This window comes from Mycolicibacterium iranicum, assembly GCF_002101705.1.
GTDB classification, from domain to species: domain Bacteria; phylum Actinomycetota; class Actinomycetes; order Mycobacteriales; family Mycobacteriaceae; genus Mycobacterium; species Mycobacterium iranicum.
Window position 1 is genome coordinate 389069 of record NZ_LQPC01000030.1, and the last position, 21116, is coordinate 410184.

At 68.0% G+C, this 21116-nt stretch carries 21 protein-coding genes; 14 read left to right on the top strand and 7 right to left on the bottom strand.

Annotated features, from left to right (window positions below; translation table 11 throughout):
* The first annotated feature begins 52 nt into the window (after positions 1-52).
* The gene (locus AWC12_RS15510) at positions 53-1291 is read left to right on the top strand and encodes a hypothetical protein (RefSeq protein WP_085175328.1); all 1239 of its coding nucleotides are present in this window, start codon (positions 53-55) and stop codon (positions 1289-1291) included.
* Between the two features lie 98 nt (positions 1292-1389).
* Positions 1390-2031, top strand: a complete 642-nt coding sequence (locus tag AWC12_RS15515) for a hypothetical protein (protein WP_234814024.1) — start codon at positions 1390-1392, stop codon at positions 2029-2031.
* On the opposite strand, the gene AWC12_RS15520 is transcribed toward AWC12_RS15515, so the two are convergent.
* Complete coding sequence (locus AWC12_RS15520) at positions 2018-2770, bottom strand: ESX secretion-associated protein EspG (RefSeq protein ID WP_085175452.1); 753 nt, start codon at positions 2768-2770, stop codon at positions 2018-2020. The two genes, AWC12_RS15515 and AWC12_RS15520, sit on opposite strands and share 14 nt — an antisense overlap.
* A 59-nt stretch (positions 2771-2829) precedes the next feature.
* Between AWC12_RS15520 and AWC12_RS15525 the strand changes: the two genes are divergently transcribed.
* A complete protein-coding gene (locus tag AWC12_RS15525) occupies positions 2830-3324 on the top strand; it encodes an SRPBCC family protein (RefSeq protein ID WP_085175332.1) in 495 nt (164 codons plus the stop codon).
* Between the two features lie 10 nt (positions 3325-3334).
* On the opposite strand, the gene AWC12_RS15530 is transcribed toward AWC12_RS15525, so the two are convergent.
* Complete coding sequence (locus AWC12_RS15530; protein ID WP_110808646.1) at positions 3335-4885, bottom strand: FAD-dependent oxidoreductase; 1551 nt, start codon at positions 4883-4885, stop codon at positions 3335-3337.
* Positions 4878-5651, bottom strand: a complete 774-nt coding sequence (locus AWC12_RS15535) for a carotenoid biosynthesis protein (RefSeq protein ID WP_234814025.1) — start codon at positions 5649-5651, stop codon at positions 4878-4880. Before AWC12_RS15535 ends, AWC12_RS15530 begins: the two co-directional genes overlap by 8 nt.
* A gap of 84 nt (positions 5652-5735) precedes the next feature.
* On the opposite strand from AWC12_RS15535, the gene AWC12_RS15540 reads away from it, so the two are divergent.
* Positions 5736-6854, top strand: a complete 1119-nt coding sequence (locus tag AWC12_RS15540) for a glycosyltransferase family 2 protein (protein ID WP_085175334.1) — start codon at positions 5736-5738, stop codon at positions 6852-6854.
* Positions 6851-8353: a phytoene desaturase family protein gene (locus AWC12_RS15545; RefSeq protein WP_085175336.1), complete on the top strand. Its 1503-nt coding sequence runs from the start codon at positions 6851-6853 to the stop codon at positions 8351-8353. The genes AWC12_RS15540 and AWC12_RS15545 overlap by 4 nt, the downstream gene beginning before the upstream one ends.
* Here the strand turns inward: AWC12_RS15545 and AWC12_RS15550 are convergent.
* Positions 8304-8987 carry a CDP-alcohol phosphatidyltransferase family protein gene (locus AWC12_RS15550; protein ID WP_085175338.1) on the bottom strand — a complete coding sequence of 228 codons (684 nt, stop codon included), beginning with the start codon at positions 8985-8987 and terminating at the stop codon, positions 8304-8306. The two genes, AWC12_RS15545 and AWC12_RS15550, sit on opposite strands and share 50 nt — an antisense overlap.
* Positions 8988-9011: 24 nt before the next feature.
* On the opposite strand from AWC12_RS15550, the gene AWC12_RS15555 reads away from it, so the two are divergent.
* The 4 genes from AWC12_RS15555 to AWC12_RS15570 all read left to right on the top strand — a co-directional run bounded on the left by AWC12_RS15555 (position 9012) and on the right by AWC12_RS15570 (position 13432).
* The gene (locus AWC12_RS15555) at positions 9012-9815 is read left to right on the top strand and encodes a YhjD/YihY/BrkB family envelope integrity protein (RefSeq protein ID WP_051226696.1); all 804 of its coding nucleotides are present in this window, start codon (positions 9012-9014) and stop codon (positions 9813-9815) included.
* 67 nt (positions 9816-9882) lie between these two features.
* Complete coding sequence (locus AWC12_RS15560) at positions 9883-11526, top strand: HsdM family class I SAM-dependent methyltransferase (RefSeq protein WP_024446970.1); 1644 nt, start codon at positions 9883-9885, stop codon at positions 11524-11526.
* Positions 11516-12511: a hypothetical protein gene (locus tag AWC12_RS15565; protein ID WP_085175340.1), complete on the top strand. Its 996-nt coding sequence runs from the start codon at positions 11516-11518 to the stop codon at positions 12509-12511. The genes AWC12_RS15560 and AWC12_RS15565 overlap by 11 nt, the downstream gene beginning before the upstream one ends.
* Before the next feature lie 12 nt (positions 12512-12523).
* Positions 12524-13432, top strand: coding sequence for a phosphatase PAP2 family protein (locus AWC12_RS15570; protein ID WP_024446972.1), 909 nt, complete (start codon positions 12524-12526; stop codon positions 13430-13432).
* Position 13433: 1 nt separating this feature from the next.
* Here AWC12_RS15570 and AWC12_RS31910 read toward each other — a convergent pair whose 3' ends face one another.
* Entirely contained in the window at positions 13434-13562 is a 129-nt protein-coding gene (locus AWC12_RS31910) for a hypothetical protein (protein ID WP_272937887.1), read from the bottom strand.
* An 11-nt stretch (positions 13563-13573) separates the two neighbouring features.
* Positions 13574-14560: an LLM class F420-dependent oxidoreductase gene (locus AWC12_RS15575; protein ID WP_085175342.1), complete on the bottom strand. Its 987-nt coding sequence runs from the start codon at positions 14558-14560 to the stop codon at positions 13574-13576.
* Between the two features lie 129 nt (positions 14561-14689).
* On the opposite strand from AWC12_RS15575, the gene AWC12_RS15580 reads away from it, so the two are divergent.
* From AWC12_RS15580 to AWC12_RS15600, 5 genes are read left to right on the top strand one after another with little or no spacing between them, the layout of a single operon-like run.
* Positions 14690-15937, top strand: coding sequence for a hypothetical protein (locus AWC12_RS15580; protein ID WP_085175458.1), 1248 nt, complete (start codon positions 14690-14692; stop codon positions 15935-15937).
* A 1-nt stretch (position 15938) separates the two neighbouring features.
* Complete coding sequence (locus AWC12_RS15585) at positions 15939-16592, top strand: DUF4129 domain-containing protein (RefSeq protein ID WP_024446975.1); 654 nt, start codon at positions 15939-15941, stop codon at positions 16590-16592.
* Entirely contained in the window at positions 16589-17740 is a 1152-nt protein-coding gene (locus AWC12_RS15590; RefSeq protein WP_024446976.1) for a DUF4350 domain-containing protein, read from the top strand. The genes AWC12_RS15585 and AWC12_RS15590 overlap by 4 nt, the downstream gene beginning before the upstream one ends.
* A gap of 38 nt (positions 17741-17778) precedes the next feature.
* The gene (locus tag AWC12_RS15595) at positions 17779-18699 is read left to right on the top strand and encodes an AAA family ATPase (RefSeq protein ID WP_412093745.1); all 921 of its coding nucleotides are present in this window, start codon (positions 17779-17781) and stop codon (positions 18697-18699) included.
* On the top strand, positions 18699-20021 hold the full coding sequence (locus AWC12_RS15600; RefSeq protein ID WP_024446978.1) for a DUF58 domain-containing protein: 1323 nt from the start codon (positions 18699-18701) through the stop codon (positions 20019-20021). Before AWC12_RS15595 ends, AWC12_RS15600 begins: the two co-directional genes overlap by 1 nt.
* 99 nt (positions 20022-20120) lie before the next feature.
* Here the strand turns inward: AWC12_RS15600 and AWC12_RS15605 are convergent, their stop codons facing one another.
* Positions 20121-21113: a stage II sporulation protein M gene (locus tag AWC12_RS15605; protein ID WP_024446979.1), complete on the bottom strand. Its 993-nt coding sequence runs from the start codon at positions 21111-21113 to the stop codon at positions 20121-20123.
* Positions 21114-21116: the final 3 nt, after the last annotated feature.

Genomic DNA, 21116 nt, shown 5'->3' on the forward strand with positions numbered 1-21116 from the left:
AGGCCAGGCCGTCGCGGATTCAGTGTCGACGTTGAGCAGGAACATTTCGACGATGCCCGAGACCAGAGCCTGGTCGGGCGACGCACACGACGCCGCGACGAGGATGTTCGAGCGCGCGAGCAACCAGACCAAGAGCTTCTCGACCTATACATCCGCGATCAGCGACGCCCTCATCGCAGGCGCCGGAACGATCGGCCGGGCCCGAACGGCGTTGTTGGACAAGGCCGATCAGATCGACATGACGGGCCAGTTGTACGTCAACGATCAGTGGGTGGTGTTGATCACGGGCGCCAAGATGACTCTCGAAGAGGCGGCGGAGCTGGAAAGGCGGGCGCAGGCAGAGCAGGGCATCGTCAACCGACTGCTGGTGGCGGTGGGCGCTGCCGACGATGCGACGGCCGACAGTCTCACCGCCGCCGCGAACCCGCATGGATTCGAAATGCCCCGCGCTTCCGACGATCCGTTCAGCATCCCGACGCCCGGCTCGCAGAGACCGATCGACGAGGTCCCCAACCCGTCGAATGCAATGGGCATGACCCAACAGGCCATCATCCGGGATACAGATATGGCCCAGACCGTTCGCGACACCAAGACCGAGACGAAGTACGACCCCGAGACCGGCGACGAGATCTCCACAACCACAACGATTTACAAGCAAGACGGCAGCAAGCACGTCACCACCGTCAACGCCCGACCGACGTTCCCTGATCGAGGACCGACCACCACCGAAATTCACTACGACAAGGACGGCAACGAGATCTCGGAAACCAGCTCGTTCACGTTTAATGACCTAGGGGACCATGGGATGAGAAACGCGCATGTCACCACGGTCACGTTTCCCAATCAAACCGTCACCACGCTCGTCGAGTACCCCGGTGGTGGGAAGAGCGCCACCGTCCAGGTACCGGGTCGACCTCCGGCCGATGTGCCACTGGAGCTCTTCAACAAGCCAATCCTGACGTCGGCCGAAACCGCATTAACCGGGCTGGAGTCTGCCCGCGGCCTCCCAATGCTGTCGCAGGAAGCCGCCGAGCGGGTCCAGATCGGAGCCAAGTACGGCGGTCCTGCACTGGGCATCGGTTCGGCGTTGTGGGACGTGGCAACCGCGGAAACGGGATTCACAAGATGCGTGGCCGCAGCGGAGGGGGTCACATCCTTCACGACGGGCACGCTCGCCGGTTTGGCGGCGTCGGAAGCGGGGCCTGGGACCGCCATTCTGGTCGGAATCGCCGCCTCCGAAGGAGGTACGGCGCTCGGTAATTGGATTGGAAACACCTTTTGTCCTCGATGAGAAGTCCTGCACGACCTATCGTGCTCGCCATTGCGTTGGCGGGAATCGGCGCCTTCACCAGCTATTGGTCAGTGGTGTGGGCAGTCCGCGGCAGCTACGTGACCGCACTGATCATGCTGGCTGTGACCGTTTGGGGCTTCGGCTTCGCGGCGTACTTCACCAGCACTGCCCTAGGGGTAGGGAAGCCACGAATCGAAAGCGGCACTTCGGGCACTCTGCTTCGCCCTCCGAGGTTCGTCGACACGGTAACCATTGCGCCAGTAGCAGCGATGACATCGGCCGGTGTACTTCATCTCGTCTTCGCCCCACTCGGCATGGTGGACTATGTGACGAGAGGCATTGCGCGGGCCGTTCCTCTTGCCTGCATTTTCCTTGTGCTGTTTGGTGTACCGACGCTATACCGGATGGTCAAACACAAGGGCGGCGGACACCTGCGGGTCGACACGGCCGGCTACGAAGTGTGGAACAGCCACTGGAACTCGTTCAGGCGCGGCTCGTGGGATGAACTCGACGACATCGCGGATCACAAACGCAAGGGGCGGAAGCCTTTCAACGAGCTGATCGTCTTCGCTCCAACAAATGGACCCGAAGCCGTTTTGTACTCCGACGCCCTCACCGATAACAGTGACGCACTGCGCGAATGGGTGCGGTTCTATTGGCAGCACCCGGAATACCGCGGCGAGCTACTCGACGAACGAGCCGTGCACCGCCTCGACGAGCAGGCGTTCACCACCGAGTGACGTCGGCGATCATGCCGTTGACGTACGCCGTCAGCGTCTCCACGTCGACAGGTTCGGCGTTCTCGGCATCACCCGAATCGAAGACGTAGTCGCCGTCGTCGCGGATCTGGACCCACTGCAGGACCGAGACGTCCGAACCACCACGCACCTGCACCGTTCCCGTCGCCACCACGTCTCGGATGCCGACACGCGGGACCGTCACGTCGGACGGTGGCGGCGCAAGGAAGTCGAGATCGGACTCATGGGACGCGTCTGGACTCGATTCCCCGCTGGCCGTCACCGCGATGCGCGGGTGCGCACCGGCGCCGACCAGCCCGACCGATTCGACGATGGCGGGACCCATCATCTCCGGCGACACCGCATAGAGGTCGACGATGTCCACACCACGGTCGCTGCCCTGCACCGCGACGAACGCGGACTCACCCGACCGTAGACCATGCATACGCAGATCCGGCGTGTCCTCGGCGGAAAGGCGCACCCGGCACTCCACGCAAAAATCTGACCGCACAAGGGTTTCCACCCATGCCCGAACCCCGTGCAACTCATCCTTCAAGCGCTCGTCGATCGGGCGCACGTTCCTGGTGGCAAGCCACACCGACCCGACCGGTCGGCTACGACCGAGGGGAAACGGCAACGAATCAAAGCTGTACAGCGCGCAGGCCGCCTCCAGATCGACCACCGCGACGGTGCCCGTCAGTTCGGACCAAATCGACTCCGGGAGGCTCGGCCTTGCAGTCACACGAACATTCTCCCGTGCGGCGCCGATGAGTTCTGACACCAGAACCGGTCTGCCCGCTCATGACGGACGACACCGTGGCCGCGCGCATCACCATTAACGCGTCGGCCGAGACTGTTTTCGAAGTGCTGACCGATCCGGCAACGCACGCCGCGATCGACGGCACCGGCTGGGTGCAGCAGCCGGCCGACACCGACCGTCTGACCGCGGTCGGGCAGATCTTCAGGATGGGCATGTACCACGACGGCCACCCGAACAAGCAGTACGAGATGGCCAATCGCATCGAAGTTTTCGACCCGCCCACGGCCATTGCGTGGATGCCGGGAGCCCAACCCCGCCACATTCCCGGTCGCGACCCCGCCGAGGGCGACGCCGTCGAGTATGGCGGGTGGATCTGGCGATACGATCTGAAACCCGACGGCGCAGACCGAACCATTGTCACGCTCACCTATGACTGGTCACGCGTGCAGAACCGTGATATCGACTTTCCGCCGTTCCGGCCCGAGCACCTGGACAACTCGCTGAAGCATCTCGCGAAGCTCGCCGCGCGCTTTTAGGCGGCGCGCCTTAGCGCTTGCGGCGCGGAATGTCCGGCACGCCGGCGAGCAGGCCCCGCTGCGGGATCCCGTCGATCGGCTCGGCGGCGACCCCCAGTTCGGCGAGCACGTCGTTGGCCGCCAGCACCCCCGACATCGAGGAGCGCTCCATCAGGCCGGACAGGTACGGCAGTTCGACAAAGTCTCCGGCAACCCGCAGGCCTCGGGCATCGGTGCGCACACGGGGCCGCGACCCGGACGAGCCCGGCGGGAACGCCGGAGCCGTCGCCTCCAGCCGGTTGTGGCTGTGCAGCACCTGCGCCTCGGAGGTCTCCGGCCACAGCACCGCCAGTTCGCGGCGCAGCGCAGCCGCCGCATCGTCGGCGTCGTTCAATGAACAGGAGTACGAATGCAATTCGATGATCGATCCGCCTGTGGATTCGGCCCACCGCCTGCTGGGTTCCTCGAGCCTGGAGTAGATCGCGATGGAATCCAGGTTCGGCTGGCCCGTCACCGCACTGAATACTGCCCTGTCCGCAGCGACGTCGCGGTCCAGCCACAACCTGCTGACCGCGAACGGCGGCGCCACTGTGAGGGATTCGCAGAGGCCGGCCAGCTGAGGGGCGATCGACGTCAACTCCGAGGCCGCTGCCAGCGACCGCAGCGCACCCGGATCGAGCGCCAGGATGAGGTGCCTGGTCGACAGCGCCTCCCCACTCTCGACCTCGACGCGCCATCCGTGACGTTCGGGTGCGACGCCCGTCGCCGTAACACCCCGCCGGACATCGGCTCCGTGCCGAATCAGATACTCGTGCAACGGGTTCCATATCGCTGTCGCGTAGTCGGTGTTGGGCACGTCGAAGCCGATGCCCTCCGGGTTGCCCAGGAAGTAGTAGTGGAACATCGCCACCAACTCGGCCGCCGACAAAGCGTTCTGGTTGCAGAAGAACGACCGGGCGAACGCCTCGAACAGCATGCTGCGGGTGCGCTCGGTCATGCCGAGCCGGTCCAGGAAGGCCGCCGCGTCGACGTCGTCGAGATCGGCGATCGTCGTGGCGCGGTCGTAGGCCAGCAGGGCCCGCCCCGCCTCGGGGTCGGCGCGCAGCATCTCGCTGCGGGTCAGGCTCTTCGACCGCAGCACCAGCGCCAGCAGGTTCAGCGGCGGCGCGGCGGGCAGGCCGGAAAGATCTTCGGCGGGCCAGGTCGCCGAGATCACCGGGTAATTCGGCACCGGGTCGAGGAAGGTCAGGTCCGGGTCGGCTCGACGCAGAATCGCAAGCCATGTGTAGTAGTGGCGGAAGAAGGCGTGGAAGCCGTGCTCGATGATTTGCGTGCTGCCGTCGGGCAGCGATTCCGGCCAGGCGCCGAGCCGCCCACCGAGATGGCCCGCGGCTTCGAGGAGGGTCACGCGCACGCCGCGCTCGGCGAGCACCACGGCCGCGGAGACCCCGGCGATACCGCCACCGACGACCACTGCCTCGGTCCCCGGCGGAACATCGCGGGCAAGCGTGGGATCCGGCGTCACCAGACGGACGCGCCGCATGCGCAGCGGCGCCGCGCGCCGCTTCAACGGGTCAGCCACGACGCCGCCACAGTGTCACCGCGAAGGGGATCGCTACCGCACCCATGATCACCCCGCCGGTCACCGCCGAGCCCGGCAGACCGAAGAACACCGCATGCGCCATGACTGACGAAAAGTACACCCACAGGTACAGCGTCGCTGCGGGGCCCGACGGTCCGTCTCCGCGACGCAGTGTCGCGTTCAACAGGCCAAGCACCACCAACGACACCAGCAGCCACCCGGCGTAATTGGTCAGCGGCACCCCGGGAATCAAGGGCAGCCCCGGATCGGGGTCGAACCAGAACCAGTGCCCCGCGGCCACCATCTGCGGATCCAGGAACAGGTCCCACGCCGTCAGCGCGAACGCGCCGATCAACACCACGGCAACACCGCGCCGCACGAGCGTGCGAGCCACCACCAGCGCCGGCCACGCCATCATGACCCACGCCAACGGAACGACCAGCGGAACTCCGAGCAGTTCTGGCCCGAGCGTGCCGGTGTAGGCGTAGCCGCCGAACGGAAAGCCGGTCGCGACCCCGACTGCCTCGGCGAACAACCCGCCACCGCCGGCGATTGCGATCAGCAGCACCGCGCCGCTTCGGCCGTGTAGGCGCGCCACGTCGGCCACCGATGCCATGAAGAAGACGATCACGCTCGTCACCGTCACCGAGGTACGCCAAGGCTCGGGCATCAGCGGATACATGATCTGCACCGCGATGGCCGCGGCCACCAGCGACCAGCTGACGCGCGACGCGCCGAATCGAACTACTGGGGCGACCACAGCCACGCGTGGACCTCCGGAATCGATGATGGACAGCGACGATGTCGTACCTGCGATGGGCGCAGCGGCCGGGCTCCGTAGAGTTTGCAGATGCCTGGTGCTCGTCTGCCTGAAACGCTGCGGATCCTAACCGTGGCGGGGTCTGTGCTGGCCTGCGTCGGTACCACCCACCAGATTCTGAACCAGCGCCTGCTGCGACGCCCGCCGGTCGATCCGCCGCCGGTGGACACCGCTGTGTCGGTGCTGATCCCGGCGCGCGACGAGGCACACCGAATCGCGCCGACGATCCGGTCGGTGCTCGCCCAGCGTGGCCTGAACGACGTCGAGGTGGTGGTTCTTGATGACAACTCCATTGACGGTACCGCCAATGTCGTCGAATCGACTGCGGCGGGCGATCCGCGGCTGCGGATCCTGACCGGCACCGCGCCGCCCCCCGGTTTCCTGGGCAAGCCGCACGCGTGCGCGCAGCTGGCGGCGGCCGCGCGCGGCGAGATCCTCGTGTTTGTCGACGCCGACGTGACCCTGGCTCCCGACGCGGTGGCGGCGGCCGTGGCCGTTCTGCGGGGGCCGGAACGGTTCGATCTGGTGTGCCCGTGGCCCCGTCAGGTCGCCGTCGGTGTACTCGGCCGGCTGATTCAGCCGCTGCTGGCGTGGTCGTGGCTGACCACGCTTCCGCTGCGGGTAGCCGAACGGTCCCCGCGCCTGTCGATGGCCGTGGCCAACGGGCAGTTCCTCGTCGTCGACGCCGATGCGCTCGCGCGTGCTGGCGGGTGGGAATCGGTGTCGGGGTTGGTGCTCGACGACATCGGGCTGGCGCGCGCCGTGCGGTCCGCCGGCGGCCGTACCGGGCTGGCGGACGGGTCACGCCTGGCGTCGTGCCACATGTACCTGGACGGGCGCGAACTCTATGACGGGTACCGCAAGTCGCTATGGGCGGCGTTCGGCTCCCCTGCGGGTGCGGCGGCCGTCGGTGCGGCGTTGCTTCTCGTCTACGTCGTCCCCGCCGTCGGCGCGGTGCGCGGCCACCGGGTCGGGGTGGTCGGCTACGCCGCTGCGGCCATCGGGCGGGCGTTCGCGGCGCGGTGGTCGGGCCGGCCGTGGGACGCGGTCGCCCATCCCGTCTCCGTCGTCGCGCTGGTGGGGCTGCTGGCCGCGTCCTGGGTCGGACGGGTGCGGGGCACCCTGCACTGGAAGGGCCGCGCGCTGTGAGCGCGGTGGTGGTCATCGGCGCCGGCCTGGGCGGGTTGGCGGCCGCGGCACGACTCGCCGCGGCCGGTCATCGGGTGACCGTCTTCGAGGGTTCCGCCGAGGTCGGCGGCAAGTTGGGGCTGTGGGAACGCGACGGGTTCCGGTTCGACACCGGTCCGTCGCTGCTGACCATTCCCGCAGTGCTGGAGCAGTTGTTCACCGACACGGGCGGGCCGGGGGGCCTTGCGCTGGAGCCGGTGGAACCCGCGTTTTCGTACTTCTTCGCCGACGGGACCGAGCTGACGGTGCCGCACGACCCCGCGCGGATCCCGGAGGCGTTCGACGAGGCTTTCGGCGCCGGTGCCGGAGACGCGTGGCGGCGGCTGCACGCCCGGTCGCGGCGGCTGTGGGAGCTGGTCGGTGAACCTGTGCTGCGCCGTCCGGTGTCGCTTCCGGCGCTGGCCCGGATGAGTGTGCGGCCGGCCGATCTGCGTGCGGTCGCGCCGTGGCAGACGATCGACGGGCTCGGCAGGAGCCTGCTGCCGGATGCGCGAATGCGGATGTGGCTCAACCGGTATGCCACCTATTCGGGTTCCGACGCGCGCCGCACCCCGTCGGTGCTGGCGGTCACGTCGTTCGTCGAGCAGGAATTCGGCGCCTGGTATGTGGCCGGGGGTTTGCGCCGGATCATCGAAGCGGTCGCAGCCCGCTGTGACGAGCTCGGTGTGGTCATCCACACTGGAAGCCGGGTCGAGGGGGTGCTGACGGACGGCGGCCGAGCCCGAGGGGTGCGGGTGGGTGGCCGCGAAATTCCCGCCGACGTGGTGGTGTGCAATGCCGACGCCAGCGAGTTGTACGACGGCCTTTTCCCGTCCCGCGTTGCGGCGCGTGCCCGGCGTCGGGTCCGCCGCACGCCGCGATCGATGGCTGGTTTCGTGCTGTTGCTGGGGCTGTCGGGCCGCTCGGAGGGCACCGCGCACCGCGTGTACTTCCCGGCCGACTACGCCGCCGAATTCGATGCGATCTTCGGGCGGAGGCCGCACCCGGTGGCCGACCCGACCGTGTATGTGCACGCACCCGACGATCCTGCGCTGCGTCCCGACGACGACCACGAAGGCTGGTTCGTCATGGTCAACGCCCCGACGCACGACCCGAACCGGGGAGTCGACTGGGACGCACCCGGGCTGCGTGAGAGCTACACCCGGCGGGTCCTGGACGTCCTCGCCGCCCGCGGCGTCGATGTCGCCGACCGTATCCGCTTCGTCGAGGCGGTGACGCCCGCGGACCTGCAGCGCCGCACCGGCGCCCCGGGCGGCGCCATCTACGGCACCGCGTCGCACGGCCCGCGCGCGGCGCTGCGCCGTCCTGCCAACCGGGGGGCGATCCCCGGGCTCTACCTGGTCGGTGGGTCTGCCCATCCCGGTGGTGGCATCCCGCTGGTCCTGATGTCGGCCGAGATCGTCGCCGGACTCATCGGTCCGGCGGGAACGCCGCAGGAATCGTCCGCTGGACACCGATGACCAGTTGCACCATGCCGACGATCCCGACCACAGTCCACGTGACGGCCAGCGCTGTGGCCCAGTCCCACCCCATCGGGGGTATACCGGTCGGGAATGTCGCCGCGCCGATCGCGGCCGCGGCCACGACAATCAGCCGCGTAGGCCGTTCGGCGACGGTGACGGCACCGACGCCCGGCATCCCGACCGACTGTGCCCGAGCTCGGAGGTACTCCATCACGAACAGCAGCGCCAGCGACGCCAGCACCCATGGCAGAGGCGCACCGAGTGCCAGCAGCGCCGCACCCAGGGCGAGATCGCCGAGACGGTCGGCCACCGCGTCGACGACCGCGCCGAGGGGGCGCGCGCGACCCGTGCACAGCGCGACGGCGCCGTCGAGGCCGTCGAAGAAGCCCGAGGCGACCACGAGCACAGCCGTCAGCACCGGCCACCCAGCTACCGCCGCCGCCCACGCCCCGACCAGTGCCAGCAGCCCCAGAAGCGACAAGACGTCTGGCGGGATACGCAGCACCGGCCCCCTGGTGAGCGCCCAGATCATCCGCAGCCAACCGCGCACCAGCAGAGACGGCTGCACTCCGCTGTGCAGCGAGGACCAGTGCGCGTTGTCGGCGGTCCCGTCGGCCGGCCCGTCCGTCATCACTCCAGCCTGCCAGGCACGCCGATGAATCGGGTGCGCAAACTCGCCTCCGATATCGGGCGGACTTTCCCGGTCAGCGATCTCACGCTGTGGGCGGCCGGCGCGACCTACTTCGGGGTGATCGGGCTCGTGCCGCTGGCGCTGGTGTCGCTGTGGGCGGTCGGCCGGCTGGTCGGCGAGGACGCCGTCGTCGCGGCCATGGATGCCGGGATCGCCGGATTGCCCGCCGGGCACGGCACGCCGGAGGCGTTGCGCACCCTGACGTCGGTGGCGCTGGCGATGTCGTGGCCGCAGGCGCTGGTGGTGTTGTTCCCGGCCAGCCTGTACGGCGAGGGTCTTCGGCGGGCATTTGTCCAGATGACGGCCGCCAAGGACAAACTGACCGGCTGGCGCGGGCGGGCCGGGCTGCTCGGCGTTGCGGCGGTCGCCCCGTTCCTGGTGCTCGCGGTGTTGGCGTCGTCGTCCTATGTGGGCCCGCTGTATGCGGCGGGCGGGTGGTCGATGGTGTGGGGCGTGGTGGTCGCATTCCACATCGTGTGGATCGCGGTGTCGACAGCGCTGCTGGGGGTGTTCGGTCTCATCGGGCCGGGACGGTTGCGGCTGCGTCCCGTGGTGATCGGCGCGTTCAGCACGGGAGCCATCGTCGCCGGGTTCCTTCAGGGATTCCTGCTGTTTCTGGCCATTCCGATTCCGTGGTCGGCGCCGTTCGGCGGCCTGCCCATTGTCGGCGCGGTGACGGCGCTGGCGCTGTGGCTGTTCGTGATGCACATCCTGGTGCTGTGCGGATTCCGCGTCACCGTGGTGCTCGACGAACTGATGCGCACGTAGCGGCACACCACCCCGATGGTCGGCGGGTCAGCGGTGGTCTGTCGGTGGCCTGCGGCACGATATCGGCATGCTTCCGGGTGACACGGCTTCGCTGCGCAAGGCGCGCGGCGCGTTCTTCACCCCCGCCCCGGTCGCCCGCTTCCTCGCCGGCTGGGCGGTGCGGCATCCGGGTCACGCGGTTCTCGAACCGTCCTGCGGCGAGGCGGTGTTCCTGCACGAGATCGGCCGCCGCGGCGAGCACGAGGGCCCGCTCGTCGGAGTCGAGATCCACGAAGAATCCGCGACCGCCGCCGAGCGCAGTCTGCGGGCCAGCGGTCTCGACGTCACGATTCATGCGCGGGACTTCTTCTTGCACAACGAGTTCGGCACCTACGACGCGGTGGTCGGCAATCCGCCCTACGTCCGCTACCAGGATTTCGCGGGCGAATCCCGCGCCCGGGCACGACAGGCGGCACTGCGCGCCGGGGTCAGCCTGTCCAACCTGGCGTCGTCGTGGGCGGCGTTCACCGTGCATTCGGCGCTTCATCTCAAGCCAGGCGGCCGGTTGGGGCTCGTGCTGCCTGCCGAACTGCTCAGCGTCAACTACGCGTCAGGCGTCCGGCAGTTCCTGATGGACCACTTCCATTCGGTGGGCCTCGTGCTGTTCGACGAGCGAGTGTTCCCCGGGGTGCTCGAAGAGGTCGTGCTCCTGCTTGCCGACGGATTCCACCCCGGCGGGGGCAGCGGGGCCACACACATGCAGTTGTCCCAGGTTCGGGATGCCGAGGCGCTCGACCGCGAAACCTCCAAGCGGAGCTGGACGCCTCCGGCCAACGGGGCCAAGTGGTCGGCCGGGCTGATGTCGGCCGCGGGTCTGTCCGCGTTCGACGCCATCGTCGGCAGCGCCGCGTTCACCTCTCTCGAGACGTGGGGTGATACGACACTGGGAATGGTGACCGGCAGCAACCGGTTCTTCACCCTCTCCCCCGCCAAGGTCGAGACGCTCGGGTTGGCCGAGTCCGACGTGATCGCGTTGTCGCCACCGGGTTCGCGTCATCTGCGCGGCCTCGGGCTGACCGCACAGGCGCTGCATGCCCTCGGGGAAGCCGGCCGCTCGACGTACCTGTTCCGGCCCGCGACACAACCCTCGAAGGCAGGTTGGCACTACATCCGCTCCGGCGAGGATCTCGATGTGCACTCCGCGTACAAGTGCCGCGTCCGAAACCCTTGGTGGCGTGTGCCGTACCTGCGTCCCGCCGATCTGTTCCTCACCTACATGAACGCCGACACCCCGCGGCTGACGAGCAACCGCGCCCGCGCTCATCACCTCAACTCGGTGCATGGTGTGTACCTGCGTGACGAGTTGCGCCGCGACGGCATGAACCTGCTGCCTCTGGCGTCGTTGAACTCGGTGACCCTGCTCGGCGCCGAGACGGTGGGACGTGCCTACGGTGGGGGCATGCTGAAAATCGAGCCGCGGGAAGCCGACGTGTTGCCGGTGCCGTCACCAGATCTCGTGCGCGGCAATGCTGCGCAGCTGCGCAGCGCCCGGCCCGCGGTGGCCAGTCTGTTGAGCGAGGGCCGCCTGCTCGAGGCCGTGGCCGTGGTCGACGAGGCGCTGCTGATCGGCACGTCGAGCCTGAACCGGCGAGCGCTCGGGGCCATCCGCCGGGATCACGCCGGCCTCACCGCACGCCGTGTCGCCCGGGGAAAAGTCAACGGTGGCAGGTAAACCGAGCTCGAAGTCGCTCGCCTGGCCGCTCTTCGACGCGATCGTGGACCGGTCGGCATTCAAGGACGTCAACCCGTGGACCACCGAGGGCACGTTCTCGCCCGACTACGACGCGTTGCGCAAGCTGCTCGCGGTGCCGATCCTGCTGGGTGCCGAAAGCCGTTCGGGTGTACCGGCCCTCGCGCTGGATGTGTGGGTCGCCTACGAATTGCGGCGAGCCGGTCTCGATCCCGACGCGGTGTGGCCGCGGGCGGAGGCGCCACGCGTGGTCGACCGCGATGTGCTGAACTTCGTCAGATCGATCCCGAAGTCGGCGCGCAACGAGCTCATGGAGCGGCTCCGCGCCGGGGGCGGTATCGGCGCGGCCTCGGCGAACATCGCGGGCAAGAACTACTTCAAACAGGTCGACGTGATCATGTCGTCATGGCAGACGGGCCCCGAGTTGCTCATCTCGACCAAGCGCATGGACTCCTCGTTCGGCAAGAATGCCGCCAACCGCGTGGAGGAGTCCTACGGCGATGCCAAGAACCTCGCGCTGCGCCACCCTCTTGCCGCGCTGGGCTTCATGTACTCACTGCGCTCGACGGCGTACACCGAGGAGCGCAGGCAGTTCGACTGGATCGTCGACCTTCTCATCAAGCTGGGCAGGGAGGATGACGCCTACGACGCGTGCGCCCTCGTGGTACCCGAATGGATGGGTGACGGACCGATCGACGAACCACCGCCTGCCGACGACGCCGTCATCGAGCCTTACCTCTTCGACATCGAGGAGGATCTCGGAGATGCGCATATCGACAGTCCGCCCGCCGTCGATGTGACGGCGCAACTCGCCGCCCTCCCGGACGTCACACTGCGCACCGACCTGGTCCCTGACGAGCTGACCCCCGCCCGATTCTTCGCGCGGATGCTGACCATCGTGCTCGACAACTCCAACATCACCCAGCACGAAGAGGCGCGCCTGCGGCGCAGCCAGGCCGTCGGCTAAGGTTTGCCACTCGTGCGCTCCGACATCGACGAAACCCACCGGCGGCTTGCCCGTGCGCAGCGCCGGTGGACGGTGATCGCGATCTGCGCATCGCTGTTCCTCATCGCGGTGTACGTGCTGGCCGTGCGCACCACCACGGGTCAGGCCGTCGAGAACGCTGCCCTCAACGGTGCCGAACAGGTCGGAGAGCGCGCGTTCCTCGCGGCGAGCACAGCGCTGAGCACCATCACCTATTCGTCGCTGGCGCTGGCGACTGTGCTGGTCGGCGCGGTCGGGCTAATGAGACGTCAGGTTCATCTGGCAGTCGCGGCGATGGCGGTGATCCTCGGCAGTCAGGCCGCCACACAGATCCTCAAATATGTTGTGCTGCAACGGCCCGAGCTGCTGGCAACCAACGAGTACCTGGAGAACACCCTGCCCAGCGGCCACACGACCGCTGCGATGTCGGTGCTCTTCGCGACGCTGATCGTGATGCCCTATCGCTTCCGCGGAGTGGCGATGTTCGCGGCGCTCACCTGGGCAGTCGGCATCGGCGCCTACACCGTCATCGCGCGTTGGCACCGGCTCTCAGACGTCCTGGCCGCCGATGCGGTGACGCTCGTGGTGGCTTGTGGCGCAGCGCATTTCCTTGCCCGGACGGGTCGCATCCGAGCTGTCGTGTCCCCTGGCGCGGCCCGGTTCACACTGCGGACGGTGTTCGTCGCGTTGGTCGTCTTCGTCGGAACCGTCAGCCTCGCGCTGGGCGCGGTGTCTCTGCTCGCCGCCCTGTCCGAGGACATCGACGAAGCCGTGGAATGGGAGTTGTTCCTCAGCGCCCAATGGTTGGCCGCGGCGGGGTCAATCTTTGCAGCGCTGCTGTTCTGGTGGACGTGGCACCGTCTGGAGACCAAACGGCGCCGCGACCCCGTCGTTGCGCGATAAGTCAGGCGGTCGGTTCGTCGGCGTCCTTGTCGACGTCCGGGGTGTCTTTCTCGGGATCTTTCTCGGTGTCGACGGAGGTCGACGCGGTGGATCCTTCTTCGTCGTCGTAGATTCCCTTGCCACGGGTCATGAATGAGCCTCTCAGTGTGACGCGGAGCGGAGCTTGTCGAGCAGCGGCGCTGCTGCCTCTTTCAGGAAAGCGTCTTGGGTGTCCCCGCCGACCTGCACGAGGGCGATATCGGTGAACCCGGCTTCCCAGTATTCACGGACCGACTCGACGATCGCGTCGAGGTCGGGACCGCACGGGATCGATTCGGCGACGTCCTCCTTGCGGACGAACTGCGTCGCGCCGTCGAAGCCGGCGGTCGTCGGCAGGTCTGCGTTGACGGCCCATCCGCCGGCGAACCAGCGGAATTCGTCGTGGGCGCGCTCGATCGCCGCGTCGCGGTCGGGGTCCCAGCTGATCGGGATCTGGCCGATGACGCGAACGTCGCCGGGCAGGCCGGTACCCTTGCGAGTCTCGTGCCACGAGTCGACGAGATCCTTGTCGGGCTGCACGGCGATCAGATGGTCGGCCAGCGGCGCGAACATCTCGACGGAGCGGTCACCCGATACCGCCGCGGCGATCGGCAGCGGCACGTCGGGAACATCCCACAGCCGCGCGGAGTCGACCTCGAAGTACTCGCCCTTCCAGTCGACCATCTCGCCGGTCTGCAGCTCCCGGATGATCTGGATCGCCTCCTTAAGCATGCCCTGGCGCCGCGCGACGGTGGGCCATCCCTTGCCGACGACGTGCTCGTTGAGGTTCTCCCCGCTGCCCAGGCCCAGCGTGAAACGGCCGTCGGCCAGGATCTGCAGGGTCGCCGCCTTCTGCGCGACGATCGCCGGGTGATAGCGCACCGTCGGACAGGTGACGTACGTCATCAACTCGACGCGTTCGGTCGCGTGCGCGACAGCGCCCAGCACCGACCATGCGTACGGTGCGTGGCCCTGCGACGACAGCCACGGGAAGTAGTGGTCACTGGAGACCTCGAAGTCGAAGCCCACCTGTTCCGCCGATACCGCATAGCTGACAAGGTCTTTCGGTCCGCTCTGCTCAGTCATCAGGGTGTAGCCGAATCGAGTCATGCGCGTCGTGTACCCGGGGTGGCCGAAGCAAAACGACGTTCTGCACTGGATCGCCTGCAACGAGCTGTGGGAGCGCGTCCCCGCCGGCTGACGTTGTCAATTTCGCCGGTGATCGACAGGATGGTGCCCATGACCTACGACGTCGGCGGTTATGGGCCGGCGGGGCCACCACCCCCGAGCACGGCACCTCAGGGATATCCGCCGCCCGGTTTTGGTCCGCCTCCTGGCTACGGTCCTCCTCCCGGCTACGGTCCACCCCCCGGCTACGGTCCACCGCCGGGTTACGGTCCTCCTCCCGGCTACGGTCCTCCTCCCGGCTACGGTCCGCCGCCCGGCTGGCAGGCGCCGGGATACCCACCCGGTCACGGGGCCGCAGGGTACCCCCCGCCCAATGGGCAGCCGCCAGTGATCAAGCCCGGCGTCGTCCCGCTTCGACCGCTGACGCTTTCCGACATGTTCAACGGTGCCGTGGCCTACGTGCGCGCCAATCCCAAAGCCACACTGGGTCTGACGACGATCGTGGTCGTCATCGCACAGCTCATCACGCTGGTGCTGTCCCTTTTCCCGCTCGCTTTCACCAGCGACATCGCAAGCACCCTCGACGGCGAGGCCTCTGCCGAGTTGATCATCGGCTGGGTGGCGTCGGCACTCGCGGGCGCTCTCGCCACAGCGCTGTCGATGACCATCCTGAGCGGATTGCTGACCGTGGTCATCGGCCGTTCGGTGTTCGGATCGGGTATCACGATCGGCGAGGCGTGGCAGCGGCTCAAGCCCCGCGTGTGGGCGCTCATCGGGTTTTCGCTGCTCAAGACCCTCGCGTTCGTGCTGTGGTTCGCCCTGGCAGGCGGACTCATCGTGCTGGCAGTGTCGACAGTGGGCGGAGTGGCAGCCTTCGTAATCGCCGTGCCGCTGGTGCTGATCACCAGCTTGGCGGCGATCTGGGTATCGGTCATGCTGACCTTCTCGCCGGTCATCATCGTGCTGGAGCGCCGCGACATCATGACGTCGATCACCCGTTCGTTCTCGCTCATCAAGGGTGATTTCTGGCGGGTTTTCGGCATCTGGTTGCTCGCCTACATCGTCGCGCAGTTCGTCGCGGGTGCGGTGTCGATCCCATTCAGCATCGGCAGCCAGGTAGCACTGACGGTGTCGGCGACCACGGCGTCGTTCATGCTGTCGCTCGTGCTGGCCTCCGTCGGCGGCGCGATCGGCCAGATCATCACGGGGCCTTTCACGGCCGGGGTCGCGGTGCTCCAGTACACCGACCGTCGCATCCGTGCCGAGGCATTCGACCTTGTGCTGCAGACGGGCGCCTCCGCAGGCCCGTACGCGCCGGCCAGCTCGACCGATGACCTCTGGCTGACCGGCCCGCGTTGACGTGTCGACGATAGACATCGGCCGGGACGCCGCGCACGACGCCGCGCAGGCCGAGCTCGGGAAATCCATCTACCCGAAACCGTCGGCGCTGGAACTGATCAGCGACTGGCTGGAGGAGGTGCTGTACCGCCTCACCGCAGGAGCGTCAAACTTCCCCGGTGGATGGCTCACCGTATCGGTCCTCGTGATTCTTGTTGCCGTTGCCATTGTCGTCGCGGTCCGCATCGCGCGGCGTGCCATGCGTAGCAGTCGAAACGACGCACCCGCGCTGTTCGACGACCACACGCTGAGCGCCGCCGAGCATCGGGCGACGGCCGAACGCTATGCGGCGTCCGGCGATTGGGGTCCCGCCATCCGTCACCGCCTGCGTGCCGTCGCGCGTCAGCTGGAGGAAAACGGTGTCCTCGATCCCATACCCGGGCGCACCGCCACCGAGCTCGCGCGCACCGCCGGCCGTGCGCTGCCCAGCCTGGCAGGCGAACTACGCACCGCTGCAGACATTTTCAACGACGTCACCTACGGTGAACAGCCCGCGACCGAACCGCAATACCGGATGATCGCCGAGCTGGACGGCAGGCTGGGCAAGCAGACGGCGGCGCCCCTCGACGGTGCGGGCGATGCGATCGCCTCTCAGCCGTGGGCCGAGTTGCGATGAGCGTCAGCACGTCGACGGCGGTGGGGACGACGATCTCGCAGCGGTGGCGCGGGGCGCGATCGGTGCTGCTGGCATTGGCCGCCATCGTCGCTGTCGCCGCGCTGACGACGTGGCTGACCGCACCGCGGCCTGGCGGCAGACTCGACCCGGCGTCGACCTCACCCGAAGGCGTCCACGCGCTGATGGCCTTGCTGCGCGACCACGGCGTCACCGTCATCGAAGCCGACACGATTGCCGACGTCGAGCGCGAGGCACGCGGCGACACCCTGCTCGTCGCAGCACAGACCTTTCACCTCTTCGACGACGAACTGCTGCAACGTCTTTCCGAGCTTCCCGGTGACCGCCTTCTGATCGCGCCCATTGGCAGGACACGCGAAGCACTCGCGCCTGAGCTGGAGCGCGTGGACACCACCGAATACACCGGCCTGTCACCCGACTGCGATCTACGCGAGGCAAACCAGGCGGGCACAGTGCAATTCGGGGTCGCCGACACCTTCGAGGCGAAGGGCTCCGTACCGGTCACCCGCTGCTATGGCGGTGCGCTGACGCGATACATCGACAACGGACGCACCGTCACCGTCGTGGGTAGCGACGAGTTCGTGGTGAACTCCGGCCTGCTCGACGAGGGGAATGCGGCCCTGGCCATGAACCTGGCCGGCAGCCGACCCCGGATGATCTGGTACGCCCCGCAGCGCAGCGAGGGTGGCGCTTCCTCAGGATCGGCAGAGTTCACCGATCTGATTCCCACCCAGGTGTATTGGATGGTTCTGCAGCTGGCGGTGGGAGTGGCTCTGCTGGCGTGGTGGCGCGGCAGGCGGGTCGGGCCGCTGGTTGCCGAGCAGCTGCCGGTGGTCGTGCGCGCGTCGGAGACCGTCGAGGGTCGCGGCCGGCTGTACCGTTCCCTGCGCGCGAGGGATATCGCCGCCGAGTCACTACGCACGGCGACGCGGCAACGCATGCTGCCCCGTCTCGGTCTCCATCCGGCGGCCTCTGAGTCCGAGGTGGTCCAAGCCGTCGCCGATCGCAGTGGCCTGGATCCGCAGACCGTCGGCCATACCCTGTACGGGCAACCACCGGCGACCGACGCCGATCTGGTGAATCTCGCCCGCGCACTCGACGACATCGAAAGGCAGGTCGCACAGTCGTGACAGAGCCCACCCACCACGAGGCTGCCCGCAACGCACTGATGGCCCTCCGAGCAGAGATCGCCAAAGTGGTCGTCGGCCAGGACGCCGTGGTGAGCGGTCTGGTGATCGCGCTGCTGTGCCGCGGGCACGTGCTGCTCGAAGGCGTTCCAGGCGTGGCGAAGACACTGCTGGTGCGCACGCTGGCGTCGGCGTTGCAGCTGGAGTTCAAGCGGGTCCAGTTCACTCCGGACCTGATGCCCGGCGACGTCACCGGGTCTCTGGTCTACGACGCCCGCACTGCCGAATTCGAGTTCAGGGCGGGTCCGGTGTTCACCAACCTGATGCTGGCCGACGAGATCAACCGCACTCCACCCAAGACGCAGGCCGCGTTGCTGGAGGCAATGGAAGAACGGCAGGTCAGCGTGGACGGCGAGCCGCGCCCGTTGCCCGACCCGTTCATCGTCGCCGCGACACAGAACCCGATCGAGTACGAAGGCACCTATCAGCTTCCCGAGGCGCAGCTGGACAGGTTCCTGCTCAAACTCACTGTGCCTCTGCCACCGCGTGATCAAGAGATTGCGATCCTGACAAGGCATGCGCGCGGATTCGATCCGCGAGACCTGTCGTTCATCAAGCCGGTCGCCGGACCTTCGGAGCTGGCCGCGGGCCGCGAAGCCGTCCGTCAAGTGCTCGTCGCGGACGAGGTCCTCGGCTACATCGTCGACATCGTCGGCGCGACAAGGCATTCCCCATCACTGCAACTCGGTGTGTCCCCGCGCGGCGCGACGGCACTACTGGCCACGGCCCGGTCCTGGGCGTGGCTTTCGGGACGTGGCTATGTGACCCCCGACGACGTCAAGGCGATGGCCCGGCCGACGCTGCGGCACCGCGTGGCGTTGCGGCCGGAGGCCGAGTTGGAGGGGGCCAGTGCCGACGGAGTGATCGAGGGCATCCTGTCGTCGGTGCCCGTGCCACGCTAGTGGTTCTCACTGGCCGCGCCGGGCTGATCGCACTGTTGTGCGCGCTTCCCGTGGCGCTCTCCCCCAGTCCCGCACTCACTTTCGCCGTGCTTGCGGTTCTTCTTGCCGCCGCCGTGATCCTGGACGTGGCATTGGCGGGCAGCCCGCGTTCACTGCGGTTGACCCGAGGCGGGCCGACGTCGGCCCGGCTGGGGCAGCCGGTGAGCGTAGCGCTGACGGTGGACAACGCCGGGCGCGGCCGATTTCGCGGCGTCGTCCGCGACGCCTGGGCGCCGAGCGCCCGCGCCCAACCTCGGACCCACGCGGTCGATATCGCTGCCGGACAGCGGGTTCAACTCGATACCACGCTGCAACCGGTACGCCGCGGCGATCAGAACTCCGCGCTCGTGACCGCGCGATCGATCGGCCCGCTCGGGCTCGCCGGGCGTCAGGGCTCGCACCGCATCCCGTGGCAGGTCCGCATCCTGCCGCCGTTCCTGTCCCGCAAGCATCTTCCGTCACGGCTGGCGCGGCTGCGTGAGCTGGAAGGGATGACGCCGGTGCTCATTCGCGGGCAGGGCACCGAATTCGATTCGCTGCGTGAGTATGTCGTCGGTGACGACGTCCGTTCCATCGACTGGCGCGCGACGGCCCGCCGCGCCGACGTGGTGGTCCGGACCTGGCGTCCGGAGAGGGATCGGCGGGTCCTGATCGTGCTGGACACGGGGCGGACGTCGGCAGGTCGGGTGGGGGTCGATCCAACTGCCCAGGATCCGGGCGGCTGGCCCCGGCTCGACTGGTCGATGGACGCCGCGCTGCTGTTGGCGGCGTTGGCTGCCCGGGCAGGCGACCATGTGGACTTCCTGGCCCACGACCGGGAAACGCGCGCGGCCGTGGTCAATGCGTCGCGCACCGAGCTGCTGGCCCATCTGGTGGCAGCGATGGCGCCGCTGGAACCGGCACTGGTCGAGTCGGATGCCAGGGCGATGGTGGCCGCGGTGCAGCGTCGCGTGCGACGGCAGGCGCTCGTGGTGATCCTCACCGATCTCAATGCCTCGGCGATCGACGAGGGCTTGCTCAGCGTGCTGCCGCAGCTGACCGCCAAGCATCGGGTGATTGTGGCGAGCGTCGCCGACCCGCGCGTGGACAAGCTTGCGGCCGGCCGCGCCGATGCCGTCGAGGTGTACGACGCCGCCGCGGCGGAACGCTCTCGCAACGACCGCCGGGCGGTCGCATCGCTGCTGCGCAGAATGGGTGTCGACGTCGTCGATGCTCCGCCGGAGGAGTTGGCACCAGACCTCGCCGATCACTACCTGGCGATGAAAGCAGCCGGCCGCCTGTAGCCGCCATTCCTGCACGAGCGCCGCATGTAACCTCGTGAGACGGCCACGACGGTAGTCCCGGCGGCTCGTTCACTACCGTGGTGGCGGTCTCGCGAAGTGTCAGGCGGTCGGGACCACGTCCGGGGCGTTCTCGATGTCGCCCGTCTCCCCGGCCCGCACCGCCTTGCGGCCGAAGTACACCACATATCCGACGAACGCCGAGAAAGCTGCGATGCCGATCAGCACGCGCACGAACGTCGGCAGCGGCGACGGCGTCACGAAACCCTCGATCGCACCGCACACCAGCAATACCACCACGAGCCCGATTGCCACCGAGATCACCGCACGTCCCTGCTCGGCCAGTACCTGGCCGCGCGGGCGGTCTCCCGGCGAGATCACCGACCAGCCCAGCCGCATCCCGACGCCGGCGGCGACGAACACCGCCGTCAGCTCCAGCAGTCCGTGCGGGGTTATCAGCCCGAGGAAGACGTCACCGCGACCCGCCTCGAACATCAGGCCTGCGTTCACGCCGAGGTTGGCGGCGTTCTGAAAAAGGATGTACGGGATGGGGATTCCGAGAAGCACAGCCATGGCGATGCATTGTGCGGTCACCCACGCGTTGTTCACCCAGACCTGCAACGCGAACGAGGCCGCGGGATGCTCGCTGTAGTAGTTGGCGAATTCGTGGTTGACGATCTGCTCGATCTCACTCGGCGTCCCGATCGACGCCTGCACCTCGGGGCTATGCGCGATCCACACCGCGATCACCGCGGCGACGACGTAGAACGCCACTCCCGACGCCACGATCCACCGCCGGGACCGGTACACCACCACGGGGAACGACACCGTCCAGAAGCGCACGAACTCCCGCCACAGTGGCGCGTGGGCGCCGGTCACGACCGCGCGCGCCCTCGCCACCAGACCGGACAGCTTGCCTACCAGAACCGCGTCGGTGGACGAGGACCGCACGATCGACAGATGGGTCGACACCCGCTGGTACAGATCGACCAGTTCATCGACCTCCGCCCCGGTGAGATGCCGCTTGTTCTTCACGAGTTGTTCGAGGCGGTCCCAGGTCGGGCGGTTCGCCAGGACAAACGCATCGACATCCACTCC